The organism is Bifidobacterium boum, assembly GCF_000741535.1.
GTDB classification, from domain to species: domain Bacteria; phylum Actinomycetota; class Actinomycetes; order Actinomycetales; family Bifidobacteriaceae; genus Bifidobacterium; species Bifidobacterium boum.
This window is the reverse complement of record NZ_JGYQ01000007.1, coordinates 231,414-249,338: the sequence shown is the minus strand read 5'-3', so window position 1 is coordinate 249,338 and position 17,925 is coordinate 231,414. Positions and strand designations below refer to the sequence as shown.

The following is a 17,925-nucleotide window of genomic DNA, read 5'->3' as shown; positions in this document are numbered from 1 at the left end:
TGGGGTAGCGCTCAGTGGGATAATACCTGTGTGTTCCCTTTGCTTGAAACGTTTGTGGCGGTGTATGAGACCGGGCAGTTCTCGATTGCGGCCGACGAGTTGCGCGTCTCGCAGTCGACGGTTTCGGCTCGGATCGCGCAGCTGGAGCAACGGTTGGGAACACCATTGTTTGAACGTCATGCGCGTGCCGATGTGACTGCGACGCGCGCGGGGGAGACACTCTACCGTTCCGCTGTGAAGCTTCTTGCGCAATGGCGGCAGACGCAGGAGGATGTCAATCGGGCGGGGCAGGCGCACGACCCGTTCCTGCTCATGATGTCCAACACCGCCGCGGTGGCGCTGCTGCCGCGTATTCTCGAGGGCTTGCAGGTACAGGGCGTGCTGGAGCGTGTGAATCTGCGTGTGATGACCGCGAATTCTGATGAGATTGTCGAAGCGGTGGAATTGCATCGGGCGCAGATGGGTATCGTGGAGAAGCCGGTGTCAGCGGAGGGTGTTGTCCGTGCCGCGTTGTGTGATGACCGTCTGGTGTTGGCGGGGGAGCATGCGCATGACCCGGAGAACCCGGCGACGGTGTGGCTGTTGCGTGAGCATGGGTCGGGTGTGCGCTACTACACGGATCTGTTCTTTTCCCAGCGTTCGATTCAGCCGGCGCATCGTGTCGAGGTCGCCGGTAACGCGTCGATTTGCGCGTGTCTTGCCGCGGGTGTCGGTACGTCTCTGGTTTCGCAAGGCGTGGTGCCGGCTGGCGTGCCGACCGCGGATCTCGGCATGGATTTCTCCAGACGGTTTTCGAGTGTGACTCCGCGTTCCGGTCTGACCGGTATGCAACGCGGAATCTGCGGGCAGATCGCTTCACTGTTTGCTATGCGGCTCCATTCCGGCAGCTGAACTTGCGGCATGTGGCGTCTTGCGCTGCTATCGTGGGATGAATGCGGTGATGCCCGGCGCTGGGAGCGGGGTCGGCGGATAACAAGGAGGCCGGTATGACGGTGACTCAGGGGACGATGGCCGGCACGACCATGCCGCAGGTGGGCGAGCGCGGCCTTGACCGTGACGCGGTGCGGATCCGCGTGGAACAAGGCCAGACGAATCATACGGACGATAGTACGTCACGGTCGGTGGCTTCGATCATTCGTGCAAACGTATTCACCTTGTTCAATGGCATCATTCTTACCGCGATGATTGTCGTGTTGCTGACCGGGTCATGGAAAGACGCGGTGTTCGGGCTGGTCATCATCATCAACACCGCCATCGGCATCGTCACTGAATTGCGGGCGAAGGTCACGCTCGACCGTCTGTCGATTCTGGTTGCTTCTCCGGTGCTGGTGCGCCGCAACGGCGACGATGTCGAGATTGCGCCTTCTGAGATTGTGCTCGGAGATCTGGTGTGGATCCGGGCGGGGGAGCAGGTGCCGGCTGATGCGACAATCCTGCATACCTGGGGGTTGGAACTTGACGAGTCCATGCTTACCGGTGAATCCCGGACCGTGCGCAAACAGGAAGGCGAATCCGTCTACTCGGGGTCGACGGCGGTTTCCGGCATGGCGCTGGTACACGTGGATGCGGTCGGTGAGCACAGCTATGCGGCGGGGCTGACCGCACAAGCGAAAGTCTACAAACGCAACCTGTCCGACCTGAGCCGTGGCATCAACACGATTCTTCGCGTCATGTCCTTCGTCGTGGTGCCGCTGTGCCTGCTGCTGATCTGGTCGCAGCTGCACACGGTCGGCGGACTGGGCAACGCCATCGCGACCGGAGCATGGCGGCAAGCGGTCGTCTCCGCCGTCGCCGGCGTCGTCGGCATGATCCCCGAAGGCTTGGTGCTGCTCACGTCGCTCAATTTCGCCATCGCCGCCATGCGGCTGGCACGGCATCATACGCTCGTGCAGGATTTGGAATCGGTGGAAACGCTCGCCCGCGTGGATTGCTTGAATCTGGATAAAACCGGCACCATCACCGACGGGGGCATCGTCGCCGACGCGCTGGTTCCCGCGACGGCAGACGATTGGCGGGCCGCCGAGACCAACCGTGACGAAGCCGTGCAAGCCACCTACGACCTGTGCAATGAGGAGAATCCGAACGCCACAGGACGGGCCGCCATGGAACTGTTCGCCGCCGAACATGTGCGTCCGGGCGAGCTTGCGGCGCGCATCCCCTTCTCATCGTCTCGCAAGTGGAGCGCCATCGTGCGCGCGGATGGCACCATATGGATCATGGGCGCCCCCGAAGTCCTGGCGCGGGGATTCGTCGACGCGGCCCGGAATGCCGGCTCAGAAACGTCGGTTGTGGACACGGTGTTCGCTCCGGTGCTCGAGCGTGTCCAGACCAAGGCGGCTGAAGGCCATCGCGTGCTGCTGATCGCCCGAGCGCATTTGGCGCAAGGGCAGGCGGCTGCAACGTTCGCAGACAGCCCCGCCCTGCCCGCTTATGCTCAGCCGGAAGCCTTGCTGCTGTGCAGTGAACGGATCCGATCGGACGCCGAGGCCACGCTGCGCTGGTTCCGCGACCAAGGAGTACGGTGCCGCGTCATTTCCGGCGATAACCCGGCCACGGTGCGTGCGATCGCCGCGAACGTCAAACTGACCGGTGACCGTGAGCCGGTCGCCGTCGACGCCCATGATCTTCCCCAAGATATCGACGAACTCGCCCGTGCCTTGGAACGCATCGACGTGGTCGGCCGCGTGCTGCCCGAGCAGAAGCAAGCCATCGTCAAGGCGTTGCACGCCTCGCATCATGTGGTGGCGATGACCGGCGATGGCGTCAACGACACGTTGGCGCTCAAAGAGGCGGATTTGGGGGTTGCGATGGGCAACGCGGCACCGGCTACGAAGGCGGTCGCCGAACTCGTGCTCGTCGATTCGAAATTCTCCCACCTGCCTGATGTCGTCGCACGAGGCCGCCAAGTCATGGCCAATATGGAGCGGGTCGCAAGCCTGTTCCTGACCAAAACCGTCTATTCCGCGCTGATATCCCTCGGCGTGGTGCTGCTGGCGATGCCGTTCCCATACCTGCCCCGGCATATTTCCTATATCGGCGCGCTGACGATAGGCATGCCCGCGTTCATTCTCGCGTTGGCGCCCAATACCAGGCGTTATATCCCCGGTTTTCTTGGGCGTGTCGTGCGATTCGCGTTGCCGGGCGGCATTGCGGTGGGATTGTCGGTGCTCATCGCCGAGGCGACCATGCCGGGTATCCTCGGGTGGAATCTGTCTCATGCGGCGGATCTCGCATGGCAGCGGTCGTGCTGCGCGATGATTGTGTTTGTGCTCGGCGTGTTGGTGCTTGCCTTGGTGGCCCGGCCCTTGGCATCTTGGCGTGGCGTACTCGTGGCGGTATTCGCGGCGGCCGGCGTCATCGGCCTGTTCATTCCGCCGGTGGCAGACTTCTTCGCGCTGCACATCCCGCAAGGCGGTGCGCTCGTCGCCCTGATGGTCGCGCTGCTCGCATCCGTTGCGATATTCGTGCTCTGCCAATTGGCGAGCCGCGTGTTCGCGCGCATTTTCTCACATAACAGGCAGACACGCCAGAGTTGAAACCGTATCACGATACAATACAGGGGCAAGCACTAATCGGCATCCATACCGGAACTTAACCATCCGGCGTTCGCCGGCTCGGAGGTAGCATGTCATTCAAAGACAGTCAACTGTCCACACTGACCGTGGGCGACACCACATTCGACTACGTCAATATCGCAAATCTGCCCGGCATCGAGCATTTGCCGTACTCGCTCAAGGTGCTCGTCGAGAACCTTGTGCGCAACATCGACGGCAAGAACATCACCGACGAGCATGTCAAGGCGCTGCTCGACTGGGATCCGCAGGCCGAGCCGAGCCATGAGATCCAGTTCACGCCGTCGCGCGTGGTCATGCAGGATTTCACCGGTGTGCCCTGCATCGTCGACCTGGCGACTATGCGTGACGCAGTCAAGCAGCTTGGCGGCGATCCGGAGGTCATCAACCCGCAGGTGCCGGCGGACATGATCATCGACCATTCCGTGCAGATCGATAAGTACGGTGTCGCCGACGCGCTGCAGCAGAACATGGACATCGAATACCAGCGCAACGGGGAACGCTACCAGTTCCTGCGCTGGGGCCAGCAGGCGTTCAAGAACTTCCGCGTGGTGCCGCCGGGAACCGGCATCATCCATCAGGTGAACATCGAATATCTTGCCAAAGTCGTGATGAGCAAAGACTCCGGCCTGGGTGACGGCCGCAAGCTTGCCTATCTCGACTCCTGCGTTGGTACGGATTCGCACACCACCACCGTCAACGGTCTCGGCGTGCTCGGCTGGGGTGTCGGCGGCATCGAAGCCGAAGCCGCGATGCTCGGCCAGCCGATTTCCATGCTCGTGCCACGCGTCGTCGGGTTCAAGCTCACCGGCTCCATCCCCGAGGGCGTCACCGCAACCGACGTGGTGCTCACCATCACCGACATGCTCCGCCAGCACGGCGTGGTCGGCAAGTTCGTCGAATTCTACGGTGAGGGCGTCGCGTCCGTCCCGCTCGCCAACCGTGCGACCATCGGCAATATGAGCCCTGAATTCGGCTCCACCTGTGGCATCTTCCCGATCGATGATGTGACGCTCGACTACCTGCGCCTGACCGGCCGCAGCGAAGAACAGGTCGAACTCGTCAAGGCCTACGCCAAGGCGAACCGTCTGTGGGGCGACACTACAGACCCGCAGTACGTCGAGCCGCAGTATTCGGAGTACATGGAGCTCGATCTCGGTACTGTCGTACCGAGCATCGCAGGCCCGAAGCGTCCTCAGGACCGCATCACCCTCGCCACCGCGAAGCAGGCCTTCGAAAACACGCTGCCCGCGTATGAAACCGAGAAGACCGCACAGCAGCCGATCCCGGTGAGCACTGATTTCCGTGGTGATTTCGACGTGAAGAACGGTGATGTCGCCATCGCATCGATCACCAGCTGCACCAACACCTCGAACCCGTCGGTTATGATTGCCGCCGGTCTGATCGCACGCAACGCCCATGCCAAGGGGCTCAAGCCCAAGCCGTGGGTCAAAACCTCCCTCGCCCCAGGCTCCCAAGTCGTGGCCGACTACCTCAAGAAAGCCGGCCTCCAAGATGACCTCGACGCCTTGGGCTACCAGCTGGTCGGCTTCGGCTGCGCCACCTGCATCGGCAACTCCGGCCCGCTGCTGCCCGAAATCTCCCAAGCCATCAACGACAACGACCTGACCGTCACCGCCGTGCTGTCCGGCAACCGCAACTTCGAAGGCCGCATCAGCCCGGATGTCAAGATGAACTACCTCGCATCCCCGCCGTTGGTAATCGCCTACGCGCTCGCCGGCACGATGGACTTCGACTTCGCCACCCAGCCGTTGGGCAAGGACACGGACGGCAATGACGTGTTCCTGCGTGACATCTGGCCGAGCAACGAAGACGTGCAACGCGTGGTCGATGAGACGGTTTCGCGCGAGATGTTCGTCAAGGACTACGCGAGCGTCTTCGATGGTGATTCCCGTTGGCAGGGGCTCGACGTGCCCAAGGGCGAACTGTTCTCCTGGAACCCGGATTCCACGTATGTGCGTCGGCAGACCTTCTTCGACGGTATGGGCGCCACGCCCGCCCCGGTGGAGGATATTCACGGCGCCCGTGTGCTCGCGCTGCTTGGCGATTCGGTGACCACCGACCACATTTCCCCGGCAGGCGCGTTCAAGGCCTCCAGCCCGGCGGGCAAGTATCTCGTCGAGCATGGCGTCGAACCGAAGAATTTCAATTCGTATGGTTCCCGTCGCGGCAATCATGAGGTCATGGTGCGCGGCACCTTCGGCAACATCCGTCTGCGCAACCAGTTGCTCGCCTCGGTCGGTGAAGAGGTGACCCCGGGCGGGTATACCTACGATTTCCTGACAGGCAAGCCGTCCACGATCTTCGAGGCTTCGCTGGACTACCGCAAGGCGGGCGTGCCTCTGGTCGTGCTCGCGGGTAAGGAATACGGCACCGGTTCGTCCCGCGATTGGGCGGCCAAGGGTACGGTCATGCTCGGCGTGCGCGCGGTCATCACCCGCAGCTTCGAACGCATCCACCGTTCCAACTTGATCGGCATGGGCGTGCTCCCGCTGCAGTTCCCGGACGGCGAATCCGCGGAATCGTTGGGATTGAACGGCACCGAAACCTTCGACATCGAAGGCATCGACCAACTCAACAACGGTGAAATCCCGCAAACCGTCCATGTAACCGCCACCAAGAGCGACGGCACCCGGATCGAATTCGACGCGACCGTACGCATCGACACCCCCGGTGAAGCGGATTACTACCGCAACGGCGGCATCCTGCAGTACGTGCTGCGTAACCTCATGGCAGGCCAGCAGGCCTGAGCCGTGCGCTCAACGACGGGCCGCGTCCGATACTGATTCGGATGCGGCCCGTCGCGTTTCTGCTTCAGCTTCCACTGGCGTACAATCACTGGGAGAGACGGACGCCGGAATACATCATATAGGGAGGGCATATGGCTATCAGCGCGTTCGAATTGCCGCTGGGCAAAGTGTTCACGTCGGATTATCAGCTGTCGATACCATCATTCCAGCGTGCGTACTCGTGGCGTCCCGGAAACGTGCTGCAACTGCTCGACGACGTGCGTTTCGCATCCCAAACCCAAGAAACACCGTATTTCCTTGGGTCTCTGATTCTCGTCCATGATGATGACCGTGCATATGAGGTGATTGACGGGCAGCAGCGTCTGGTATCCCTGACCATCATCATCGCGGCGTTACGCGAGCTGGAAGACGATCCGGCGCTCGCCCATGACCTGACCAACCTCATCCTCGAACCTGGCGACCGGCTGCGTCATATCGAAGCGGCGCCCAGACTGACATTGCGCGAGCGGGACGCCGACTTCTTCGCCTCCTACGTACAGGAAGGCAATCTCGAGTCCCTATTCGACCTGCGTGACATGGATATGGCAACGAATGCGCAACGCAACATCCACGACAACGCGCAAGCCGCCTACGACAATCTCGCCGGAATGGAAGCACAGGAGCGCCGTCGGCTCGCCTCCTACCTGGTCAACAAGGTGACGCTCGTCATGGTGACCACCGACGACCTGCAAGGCGCCCACCGGGTATTCGACGTGATGAACATGCGCGGCATGCCGCTGACTGTTTCCGACGTGTTCAAATCCAAAGCGGTCAGCGCAATCGACGGCACGGCGCAAGACCAGTATGCCGCCCGATGGGACGATATCATGGATCCGCTGGGCGACGATCCGGCGGCCTGTGAAGCGTTCTTCCGCGATCTGCATCTGGTGGTTTCGCATAAAGTGGACTGTTCGCGGCTGATCGACCAGTTCGTCGGCGATGTTCTCAATCCTCGCATCACAGCCGGCGACATCAAGACGTTCATCGACGATGTCCTGGCATCCTACGCGTGCGCATGGCGGATTGTGGAGCAACCCACCAGCACAAATCTGCCGCCGCAGGTTGTGTCCGCGCTCGTCGCGCTGCGTGATTATCCCAATGATGATTGGAAACCCATCGCCATGTGGGCGCTGGTCCATTCCATCCGCAATCTCAATAACCGGGATACCGCAGTGTTCCGCTCATCGGCAGGGCACGCGCGGTTTTCCAAAGACACGCGCGAGAGTGCGGGCCTTGACATACACGACCTGGACAGGCTGATGCAGATACTGCACGCCACCGACCGGGCTTGGGGCGTGGATTGTCTCAACCGCGTCGCCTCCGCGCAACGCCGTACCCGTGCGGCGACCACCGTGCGTGACTTGGAGAAAGGCGTCACGCCCAATGCCATCGCCGGGCTGCGTGTAGACCAGGCTGCGGCACGTCTCGCGCTTATCCGTATGCGTGGGGAAATGCCGAACGACCCTGCAGTGCCCAGACTGCTGCTGATCCGGGCGAACGAACAGAAAAACGGGTACGCCATTTCGCGGCCGCGCAGCCTGAGCGCCGTGCATATCATGCCGGAACCAACCGGCAAAGATGATCTTGAGGCATCATGGACGCAAAGCGATCTTGAATATTGGGCTGAACGCCTCGGCAATATGGCATTGAGCCAGTCCAGTGACGAACGGATGTCCAAATTCACCACATTCGAGCAGCGTCGTGCATGCATGCTTGCACTCGCTATCTCCCAACAGTTCCCGCTCACCCGGGAACTTGAGGATATCGGCACATGCACGCCGCAAACCCTGGCGGCCCGCCAGCGTGACATCATCGCACTGATCGCGCAATACTGGCAGTTGCCGTTCGACGAGCATGCCGATCAGGGCATGTCGACAGCCGACAACCATGGCATGACAGCGGATCAGATCGAACCTGAGACACATACGAGGTCTTCACGCCGTGTGACCATCGCCGCGGTCCTGCGCGCCGGACTGCTAACCCCGGGCGAGCGGCTGACGTGGCAGCGCCCCCGTAAGGGTGAACTGTGGGTGGCTGAGGTCACGCCGCTTGGGCGATTACGCATGGAGGACGGCACGGAGTACGCCACGCCGACCGCGGCCGCCCGTGCCGTCGGCGGCGCCAGTGCCGGACTGAATGTGTGGAAACGCAGTGACGGCACAAGCCTCGCGGATATTTGGAAGCAATACCGGTCCCGTCAATGACTCCGAGGACGGGAACCAGCTTCGCATTGCGCCCCGGCCGCGGCAGGTTCAAGGTGCGGTGAATCTGTGCCGACTTGCAGGCGTACCCTCATGCCGGTTGCCCTGTAGGCTAGGCTGACACGTGAGTGTCTTCGCGGCATGTGAAGGGATAGGAAGCATATGAGCACGGTACGATATTGCCCGCATTGCGGTTCGGAAGTTTTCTACGACGGGGATTTCTGCGTCAACTGCGGTGGCACGCTCGAAGGGCCGGATCCGCGCGCTTCAGACACGCCGACCCAAGCGATTCCGCAGCGTTCCGCGCCGATTCCATCGGCGTTCGCGCCCGGGCAGCCGACCCGTCAGATGTCCCGCCGTGAATTCATCCAGAACGCGCAGATGGAATCTGTCAACGGTTCCGCCGATCTGGCGGCATTGGCCGCGTCGACCAGTTCGCTGCTCGCCCACGGTGATGCCCGCCGTAAGCCGGCATCCACGGACGATGCTTTGCAGCCGCCAACCGTGCAACAGGACGCGCAGGCGGCAGGCGATACCGCCCGTAACGATGATGACGCCGCTGATTCAGCTTCCTCGGATATTCGCGCGACCGACCCCGTTCCCGCGCACGACGGCGCGGAACGGCATGATGGCACGGCGGGAGAACACCCCGATGTCAATTTCGCGCTGGACTGGGCGTCGGACACGTGGGGGATTGCGGCACTTCCTAAAGATATCTGGTCGCTGGACTCCTCGTCGCAACCTGCTTCCGACCAGCCGGTAGCAGCCGACGACAAGCCTTGGCCCGGAGAGACAGCCAATCAGACGACTGAGACCGGACAGGCCGGACATCAGCTGGAACCTGCCGAGCCTGCCAGCGTCGACGAGCCTGTCGAAGCGGCGCCTGATCGGCAGTCCGCTCCTGCGCATACCACGGCGACGGGCCAACTGCCGGCACTTGAACCGGAAGAACACCCCCAATCCGCCGTCGAAAACACTGATATCGACGACCATCCTGACGCCGCCGAAAACACTGGCGAGACTCCCGGCATTGCTGATACCGGGCGCATGTCGGTGACCCAGCCGGCAGCCGAGCCGTCACAAGCCGGCACTGACGCGTCCATCCGGCAAACCGAGCCGGACAATGACACCGACGTTCCCACGCAAGTCATCGAACGCGCCGATACCCCGGCAGACACCGGTCCGCTGCCGTACAACATCCCGTCCGCGGATATGACCGGGCATACGGCGGCGGTTTACACTCCCGCCACCACGGCATCCGGTATGCCTGCAATCGGCACGCCGGATGATACGGATATGGCCACTGCCGCCATGCCACAGGCCGTCACCCCGGATGAGACCGGCACCCAAGTCATGCCGCAGGCGCACGCCGGACGTCCTATCACAGATACGGCGCACGCTCCGGCATCATCCACAATCCCGGTCCCAGCGGCATCGCCGAACCGGTGGAGGCCCATCGTCATCGTGTGCGTCGCGGCGGTATTATGCGTGTGCGTCGGTCTGGGCATCACCGCCGCCCGCCGCCACGCTTCGCCCGCTGCCTCCACGCAGACCGCCACATCCGCGCCATCAGGGGCGACAACGTCAGCAAGCCCATCAGCCTCCGCTCCGTCCGCCGCCTCGGCATCACCGTCACCCGCCGGCGTGTACACCAACAGCACCATGGGCTATCAGGTGTCCATCCCCGACGGTTATGTGTGGCATGACGAAACCGACAATGGGTTGTCCCGCAGTTTCACCAATGATGCCATCGGCATGACCATCGCCGTATCCGGCAAAGCGAACACGACAGGCGCCACCGTATCCAGCGAATACGTGGCATGCGCCTCCAGACACGCCGTGTCCTACCATCTACTGTCCGGAGACATCATGGTGTGCAGCTATTCGGACAACAACACCATCACGTACATCAAGGAAATCGTGACACGCAGAACAATCCTCACCCTGCGTTTCGATTACCCCCAGTCCGCGAAAACCGACGGCTCCGCAGTAATCGACCAAGTGTTCCCAAGCTTCGTGTCAACCCAGTGACCCGTGCGCGGTTATGCGACACGCGACGGCGCGGAAAACCGATGGGCCCGGCTTCCTCACAGGAAACCGGGCCCATCGACTGGTGTCAGGCGAGCCGGCGGCACGCGCCAGCCCCCGCCTTCGATCAGTCACGGCTGCCGAACAGGCGCAGCAAATACAAGAACATGTTCACAAAGTCGAGATACAAGTCAAGCGCGCACACAATCGACAGGCTTTTGATGACCTCAGGCTGGCCGGCATACTGGGCGAACAACGCGCGCGTCTTCTGCGCGTCATACATCGTCAGCCCTGCGAACAGCACCACACCGATAGCGGAAATCGCCATCAGCCCGGTCGACCCCGGTGCGACCAGCATGATGATGACCTCACCGACAATCAAAGCGATCAGCGCCGCCAACAGAATCGGACCGGCTTTGAGCATATTGCCGCGCATGGTCAGCGACAGCATGGTCAGCACAAAGAAGAAGCCTGTGCACAATGCGAGAACCGTACCGATCGAACCGAGATCGTACACCATGAAAATCGAGCTCAGCGTGAAGCCCATGAGTGCGGCATACAGATAAAACAGGATGCGAGCCGCTCCCGCTTTGAGATTCATCGCACGGTTGCCGATGGCAATCGCCATGACGATCTGCACAAGCATCAGACCGATCCATCCCAACCCGCCTGTTGCGACCAGGAACGTGTTGAGCAAGCCGAAAGTCTGCGTCAGCGCCGCCACAACGGCTGTCAGCGCGAGCCCCGCAGTCATCTCGGCGTACGCGCGGGTGATGGACGTGCGTTCGGCGCGTTCCGTGGCTGAAGCAAGCTGGGCGGGAATCGCCGAAGCTTGGCTGGCGTACCCTGCACCCGCGCCGGAGGGCTGGAAGTACGAGACTTGCGGCTGTGCGGTCGGCTGACCATATTGCGGTACGCCATACGGCGACTGACTATAGGAAGATTGCGTTTGTCCACGGTACTGAGGGGGTTGCGGGGAAGCACTCTGAGGCTGGTGATCGTAAGTCATGATTGCTCCTTTCTTTCATACTACTGTATGGCCTGTTGCTGGGAATCATCTTGGAATATACGGTTCAATAGCCGTTCGGGGTCAATCTGCGCGAGAATCGTGCCAAGGAATATCAGCGCACACCCCGCATACGCCCGGCCGGTCATCGTCTCGTGCAAGATCAGCGCCCCACCCACAGCCGAGAACAACGATTCAAGCGACATGATCATCGACGCCTGCGACGGGGGAACATACCGCTGCCCGACTACCTGCAACGTGTATGCGACACCGACCGACATGATACCGGCATACGCCACCGCTCCGGCGCACGCCAGCGCGCCCCGCCAATCCACCTGATGCAACGAGAGCGTCATCACCCAGCTCAACAATGAAACCACCAGATACTGGCCGAGCGACAACTCAAGCGGATCAAGCCGGTCACCCACGCGGTCAATGACCAGAATATGCGTGGCATACAGCACCGCACTCGCCAACAACACCAGGTCGCCTGTGCCGACATTCCGGATACCATCGGTGACACACAGCAGATAAAACCCGATCACTGACACGATGATCGCCGACACGGTCAGCACGTGGATACGCCGGTGCAAAAACAGGAACCCGAGCACCGGCACGAGCACAATATACAAGGCAGTCACAAACCCGGAATGTCCCGCGGACATGCTCATCTGCACACCGATCTGCTGTGAGGTGGCGCCAGCCCACAACACCAGTCCGCACACGCACGACCACAACACCAGCCTCCCGCGTCGCCCTGCAGGCTGCCGCTCGTCGTCGGCACGCCGCGCCCGCGTCCGTGAAGACAGCAACAGCACCGGAAACAATGAGGCCGCGCCCAACGTGAAACGTATCGCATTGAAAAACGCCGGGGACATCGATTGCATCCCCTGCACCTGACTGACAAAAGCGAACCCCCAAATCAGGGCGGTTACCAACAGCAGGACGCTGCCCACCACACGACGTTGCTTCTCACTCTCTGGCATGAACCCAGCATATCCCACACCTATCAACCGAACGCCCCACGCGTCCCGACGATCGCGGTATTGACCGTGGGGGCGGCTAAGGTGGAAGGCCGGTGACACGGGGTGCCGGCAGGCTGAGAACACACCCGTTGAACCTGATCTAGTCAGCACTAGCGAAGGGATGTCCGGTATGGCCGAGCAGCAATATCAGCAACCATCACAATCCTCCCGCACCACCCGTGCCATGGAAGCGCTCGCACGTTTGGAAGCCGCGGGGGAACAAGCGGCAAACAAACCCTCACGCCTGCGGGTCCTGTCCATCGAAGGCTCCGACCCGATCGGCGGCGCCGGCACCATGGCCGACATGAAAGCCTTCAGCGCGCAAGGCGTATTCGGATACGCCGCCATGACCAGCGTCCTCGCCCAAAACACGCAAGGCGTGACCAGCATCGTGAACATGGACCCCGATTTCCTGGTCGCCCAACTTAACGCGGTCAGCGACGACGCGGTCATCGACGCCATGAAAATCGGCATGCTGGGCACCCCCGAACTCGTCGACGCGGTCAAAGGATGGCTCACCGCTCTGGAAACCCAGTACCAACATGACGCCATCGCCAAGCCGGTCGTCGTGCTCGACCCGGTGATGTACGCGAAATCCGGGGACGCGTTACTCACCCCACAAGCCGAACAAGCCTTGCGCACCATCGTGCCCATGGCCGACATCATCACACCGAACGTACTGGAACTCGCCGCGCTCGCCGACGCCGGCCAACCCGCAACCAACATCGACGAACTTGAAACCATGGCACGCCTCGTATGCGAACGCTACGGGGTCGCCGTCTACGCCAAAGGCGGCGCGCTCGCACTCGCCGGCAGCGAATCAAGCACCGATATTCTCGCCGAGCCCTCGCCACAAGACGGCGATGTACGCACGACACGCATCGAAGGCAAAACAGTACATACCCAAAACGTCCACGGGACAGGAGACACCCTCTCCAGCACACTCGCCGCGCTGCGCCCCCAATGCGACACTTGGGAGGAGACGACCAGACGAGCCAAAACATGGATGAACGGAGCTATCGGCGCCGCCGACCGCTTGCACGTGGGCAAAGGCCATGGTCCGGTCGATTTCACTTGGCAGCACGCGCCCACCGGCTTGCGTTTCAGCGCCGACTACTGGAACCGGGTGCGTCCCATCCGCGAGCGCATCCACGGCATGCGATTCATCACCAGCATGGTGGATGCCACGTTGTCGCTTGACGATTTCGCGTTTTACCTGCATCAGGATGATATTTATCTGACCGATTACACGTCGTTGCTTGCGCTCGCGTCCTCACGCGCCGACCGGCTTGATGAGCGCGTGTTTTTCGCACAAGCGGCATCCGGTGGTGTGGATTCCGAAGTGTTGTTCCACCGCAACTGGTTCATCAAACACGGGTTTGACCCGGCTCCTGTTTCCCGTTCCGAAGTGACGGCCGCTTATATCGGTCATGAGCATCGCGTCGCGGACTCCGGTTCGTACGCGCGTCTGGTGGCCGTGGTCATGCCGTGCTTCTGGCTGTATGCGGCGATGGGCAAAGAAATGCGTGACCAAGTGCGAGACAAGCATATTGATGTTGATACGCATCCGTTCGGCGAGTGGATCCGCATGTACTCCGATCCGGAATTCACTGAGAGCACGTTGCGTGAGGTGCAGATTTGCGATCGGCTTGCCGCAGAGGCGTCCATCGACGAATACGAGCATATGATGCATGCCGCACTGGTGTCTTCGGAACATGAATTCCGGTTCTTTGAACAGGGGCTTACCCGTCCGGCACTCGGATTCTAATGTCACGCGGCGGTGTGAGCGGCTTGTGCTGCCGCACCGCCGCGTGACAGGGGTTACGCCTGCGGGGCTTCCTCCACGCGGGGAGCGCCGGTGATATCGCGGTGAATGCTTTGCATTTGCGCTTCGACATTCTGCAGACTGCGCGCGCAATCCAACAAGGTTTGCGAATGTTCGGCGAGTTTCGCATCAGGCAGGTTCGACTTGTACCGCAACTGGTGTTCGAGACTCGCCCAATAATCCATGGCGATGGTGCGGAACTGCACTTCCACCGGCGTGTAATGCGCTCCGGAGGACAGGAACACCGGTACGGCGTAAATCACGTGGAGGCTGCGATACCCGTTCTGCTTGGGGTGTTTGATGTAATCTTTGACGCGCAACACCTGGATATCCGACTGTGCGGACAGGTAGTTCGACACGGAGTACACGTCGTCACGGTAATTGCAGATGACGCGGATACCGGCGACATCGAACAGATTGTCTTTGATCGACCTCGTGTTGATCGGCAGGGATTTGCGTTCCAGCTTGCCGAGAATGGAATCCACGGACTTCAGCCGACGCTCCATATGATGAATCGGATTATGGGAGAATCGCACTTGGAATTCGCTGTCGAGAATCTCCAGTTTCGTGCTGATTTCGTACATCGCCCCCTCATAGACCTGCATGAGATCGATGAATTCGGTGACTTCATCGGCGGGGAAGCGCTCGCCGATGGTGTTCATGTCGCCGAGTCGGGCTTTCATCTCTCCGGTGTTGATGTGGGTATGTCGGTCAAGTATCACGATTGCCCATGATAGCGTGGCGGCTCCAGATTTGCGCAATATTACGTGACATATTCCTTGGTGTCCGGAGCCCCGCTGTGCCGGCCGGACGTTACAATCGGCGGTTATGGATGAAGCGATGATGACCGAGGCGGAGCGCGCCTCGATGCCGGCTGCCCGACACGCGGAAAACGGACGGATGCAAGGCCGCGGTAAAGGCGTTTTTTATATTCACACGCTCGGCTGTCAGATGAATGTGCACGATTCCGAGCGTATCGCCGGCGTGCTTGAGCAGGACGGGTATGTGCCGGCGAACGAACAGCAGATCGCCCGGCATGATTTCGATCTTGTGGTCATGAACACGTGCGCGGTGCGGGAGAATGCCGCTGAACGCATGTACGGCACGATTGGCCGCTGGGCGCGGTACAAGCATGCGAATCCGCGTGTGCAAATCGCAATCGGCGGGTGTATGGCCCAGCTTGACCGTGAGCGGATCGCTAAACGGACCCCGTGGGTTGATGCGGTATTCGGCACGAAAAGCATCGCCTCGTTGCCTCGTCTGCTTGACCAGGCTCGCGCGACCGGTGAACCGCAGATCGATGTCGCCGATGATTTGAAGTATTTCCCCAGTCAACTGCCTGCCGCCCGGTCGTCGCGCATCTCTTCGTGGGTGTCGATTTCCGTGGGCTGCAACAATACGTGCACCTTCTGCATTGTGCCGACCACGCGTGGCCGTGAGCACGACCGGCGTCCGGGCGACGTGCTTGCCGAAGTGCGCGAGTGCGTGGCGAACGGGGCCAAAGAGGTGACGTTGTTGGGGCAGAACGTCAACTCCTACGGCTATGGGATGGGCGACCGTTACGCGTTTTCCAAACTGTTGCGCGCCTGCGGCACGATTGAGGGGTTGGAGCGTGTGCGATTCACCTCCCCGCATCCTGCGGCGTTCACTGATGATGTCATCGCCGCGATGGCTGAAACGCCGAATGTCATGCATCAACTGCATATGCCGTTGCAGTCGGGGTCAGACCGTGTGTTGCGCGCCATGCGCCGCTCGTATCGCACCGAACGGTTCCTGACGATTCTGTCCAAGGTCCGTGAAGCGATGCCGGACGCCCGGATTTCCACCGATATCATCGTCGGGTTCCCCGGAGAGACCGAAGAGGATTTCCAGCGTACGCTTGACGTGGTTGAACAAGCGCGTTTTTCCACCGCGTTCACGTTCGAGTATTCGCCGCGTCCGGGCACGCCGGCCGCCGCGATGGAGCAGATCCCCAAGCAGGTGGTCCAGGAGCGTTTCGACCGGCTGCTCGCCCTCCAGCAGCGGATCAGCCAAGAGGAGCTTGACAAGTTCGAAGGACATGACGTCGAAGTGATGGTCACTGGCACGCACGGTAAGAAAGACGATGAGACGCATCGTGTCACCGGCCGTGAACGGACCGGCGCACTGGTGCATATCGGTGTGCCTCAAGGCTGCCCGCAACCGCAGATCGGTGATTTCGTAACGGCGACCGTCACCCATGCCGGTGAGCATAACCTCATTGCCGACCCCGATCCGGCCGCCGGACAGACGTATCGGGTTCGCCGCGGTTGAGAGCGGACACGCGGGTCGCGTACTCGACGGGCGGGTACAGTGAGGAACGGAAAGGCAGGTATGGAGACGCAGATGCGACAGACAATGCAAGATGACAGTGCCAAACAAGCGGGGATGCCGGCGGTACCCGGTGAAAGCATCAGCCATGGGCAGGAGGGTGCCACGCCATCGAACACTCCGCGTGTCGTGTCGATTGTCGGCCCTACGGCTTCCGGCAAGACCGGGCTGGGCATCGCCATCGCAAAAACGTTGGCCGAACGTGGCGAACGGGCCGAGATCGTCAACGCGGACGCCTACCAGATGTATCGAGGCATGGATATCGGCACGGCGAAGCCGACCGCCGAGGAGCAGGCGGAAGTTCCTCATCATCTCATCGATATCATCGACCCGGATGACACGATGAGTGTCGCCCGCTTCCAAACGCTCGCCCGTGATTGCATCAGCGACTTGCAATCGCAAGGCATCAGACCGATTCTGGTAGGTGGATCCGGGCTGTACGCGAGAGCGGCGATTGATGACATCTCCTTCCCCGGCACCGACCCTGAAGTACGTAAGCGTTTGGAGGAACGTGAGCGGCATGAGGGGGCGGCAGCCCTATTCGAAGAGCTGAAAGCCAAGGATCCCGAGGCGGCTGCCCGCATGGACCCGCATAATCCGCGGCGCACCATCCGCGCCCTCGAAGTCATCGAAGTGACCGGCCGCCCGTATTCCGCGAGTCTGCCACGCTACCGGTATGTCATCCCCAGCGTGCAGATCGGGCTCGACCTGCCTCGTCGCGAGCTTGACGACCGCATCATGCGGCGCACCCAAGCCATGCGCGAGCACGGTTTCGTCGATGAAGTGCGCCGGTTGCGGCCGCATCTGGGGTTCACTGCTGGTCGGGCGCTCGGCTACCAGCAGATCATCGATTATCTCGACGGCATCTGGGACGAGGATGACGCGTTCTTCGACATCGCGCAGAAAACCTGCCGTCTGGCCCGCAAACAGATGGGGTGGTTCGGCCGCGATCCGAGGATTCACTGGCTTGAAGCGCTCAACCCGGCGCTGTTGGACAACGCGATGGCGATCATCGACCATGCCGATGCCGGAGACTATGACGCCATTGACGCCCACGCCGACGAATACGTTCAGCATCATCTCGGCGATATCCAAGGTTGACGCCTTGT

At 61.3% G+C, this 17,925-nt stretch carries 11 protein-coding genes and 1 riboswitch; of the genes, 8 read left to right on the top strand and 3 right to left on the bottom strand.

The window, feature by feature from the left end; genetic code table 11:
• Positions 1-30 precede the first annotated feature (30 nt).
• From BBOU_RS02520 to BBOU_RS02500, 5 genes are all read left to right on the top strand, one after another.
• Positions 31-891, top strand: coding sequence for a LysR family transcriptional regulator (locus BBOU_RS02520; RefSeq protein ID WP_026502625.1), 861 nt, complete (start codon positions 31-33; stop codon positions 889-891).
• Positions 892-1,007: 116 nt separating this feature from the next.
• Positions 1,008-3,536, top strand: coding sequence for an HAD-IC family P-type ATPase (locus BBOU_RS02515; protein ID WP_026502624.1), 2,529 nt, complete (start codon positions 1,008-1,010; stop codon positions 3,534-3,536).
• 89 nt (positions 3,537-3,625) lie between these two features.
• Positions 3,626-6,343, top strand: coding sequence for an aconitate hydratase AcnA (gene acnA, locus BBOU_RS02510; protein WP_026502623.1), 2,718 nt, complete (start codon positions 3,626-3,628; stop codon positions 6,341-6,343).
• A 131-nt stretch (positions 6,344-6,474) separates the two neighbouring features.
• A complete protein-coding gene (locus BBOU_RS02505; protein ID WP_026502622.1) occupies positions 6,475-8,586 on the top strand; it encodes a GmrSD restriction endonuclease domain-containing protein in 2,112 nt (703 codons plus the stop codon).
• Positions 8,587-8,745: 159 nt separating this feature from the next.
• Positions 8,746-10,614 carry a hypothetical protein gene (locus tag BBOU_RS02500; RefSeq protein ID WP_026502621.1) on the top strand — a complete coding sequence of 623 codons (1,869 nt, stop codon included), beginning with the start codon at positions 8,746-8,748 and terminating at the stop codon, positions 10,612-10,614.
• A 124-nt stretch (positions 10,615-10,738) separates the two neighbouring features.
• Here the strand turns inward: BBOU_RS02500 and BBOU_RS02495 are convergent, their stop codons facing one another.
• Both BBOU_RS02495 and BBOU_RS02490 read right to left on the bottom strand, forming a co-directional pair.
• Entirely contained in the window at positions 10,739-11,620 is an 882-nt protein-coding gene (locus BBOU_RS02495; protein WP_026502620.1) for a Bax inhibitor-1/YccA family protein, read from the bottom strand.
• 20 nt (positions 11,621-11,640) lie between these two features.
• Positions 11,641-12,603 carry a DMT family transporter gene (locus tag BBOU_RS02490; protein WP_033490015.1) on the bottom strand — a complete coding sequence of 321 codons (963 nt, stop codon included), beginning with the start codon at positions 12,601-12,603 and terminating at the stop codon, positions 11,641-11,643.
• A gap of 88 nt (positions 12,604-12,691) precedes the next feature.
• A riboswitch (TPP riboswitch) is annotated at positions 12,692-12,781 on the top strand.
• Here BBOU_RS02490 and thiD point away from each other — a divergent pair.
• On the top strand, positions 12,773-14,410 hold the full coding sequence (gene thiD / locus BBOU_RS09175; protein ID WP_052157523.1) for a bifunctional hydroxymethylpyrimidine kinase/phosphomethylpyrimidine kinase: 1,638 nt from the start codon (positions 12,773-12,775) through the stop codon (positions 14,408-14,410). It overlaps the preceding riboswitch by 9 nt.
• A 53-nt stretch (positions 14,411-14,463) precedes the next feature.
• Here thiD and BBOU_RS02480 read toward each other — a convergent pair whose 3' ends face one another.
• The gene (locus BBOU_RS02480; RefSeq protein WP_026502617.1) at positions 14,464-15,189 is read right to left on the bottom strand and encodes a RelA/SpoT-related domain-containing protein; all 726 of its coding nucleotides are present in this window, start codon (positions 15,187-15,189) and stop codon (positions 14,464-14,466) included.
• A 106-nt stretch (positions 15,190-15,295) separates the two neighbouring features.
• Here BBOU_RS02480 and miaB point away from each other — a divergent pair, with 106 nt between their 5' ends.
• Complete coding sequence (miaB, locus tag BBOU_RS02475; RefSeq protein WP_026502616.1) at positions 15,296-16,759, top strand: tRNA (N6-isopentenyl adenosine(37)-C2)-methylthiotransferase MiaB; 1,464 nt, start codon at positions 15,296-15,298, stop codon at positions 16,757-16,759.
• Positions 16,760-16,873: 114 nt separating this feature from the next.
• A complete protein-coding gene (miaA, locus tag BBOU_RS02470) occupies positions 16,874-17,917 on the top strand; it encodes a tRNA (adenosine(37)-N6)-dimethylallyltransferase MiaA (RefSeq protein ID WP_051616671.1) in 1,044 nt (347 codons plus the stop codon).
• The last annotated feature ends 8 nt before the right edge of the window (positions 17,918-17,925 follow it).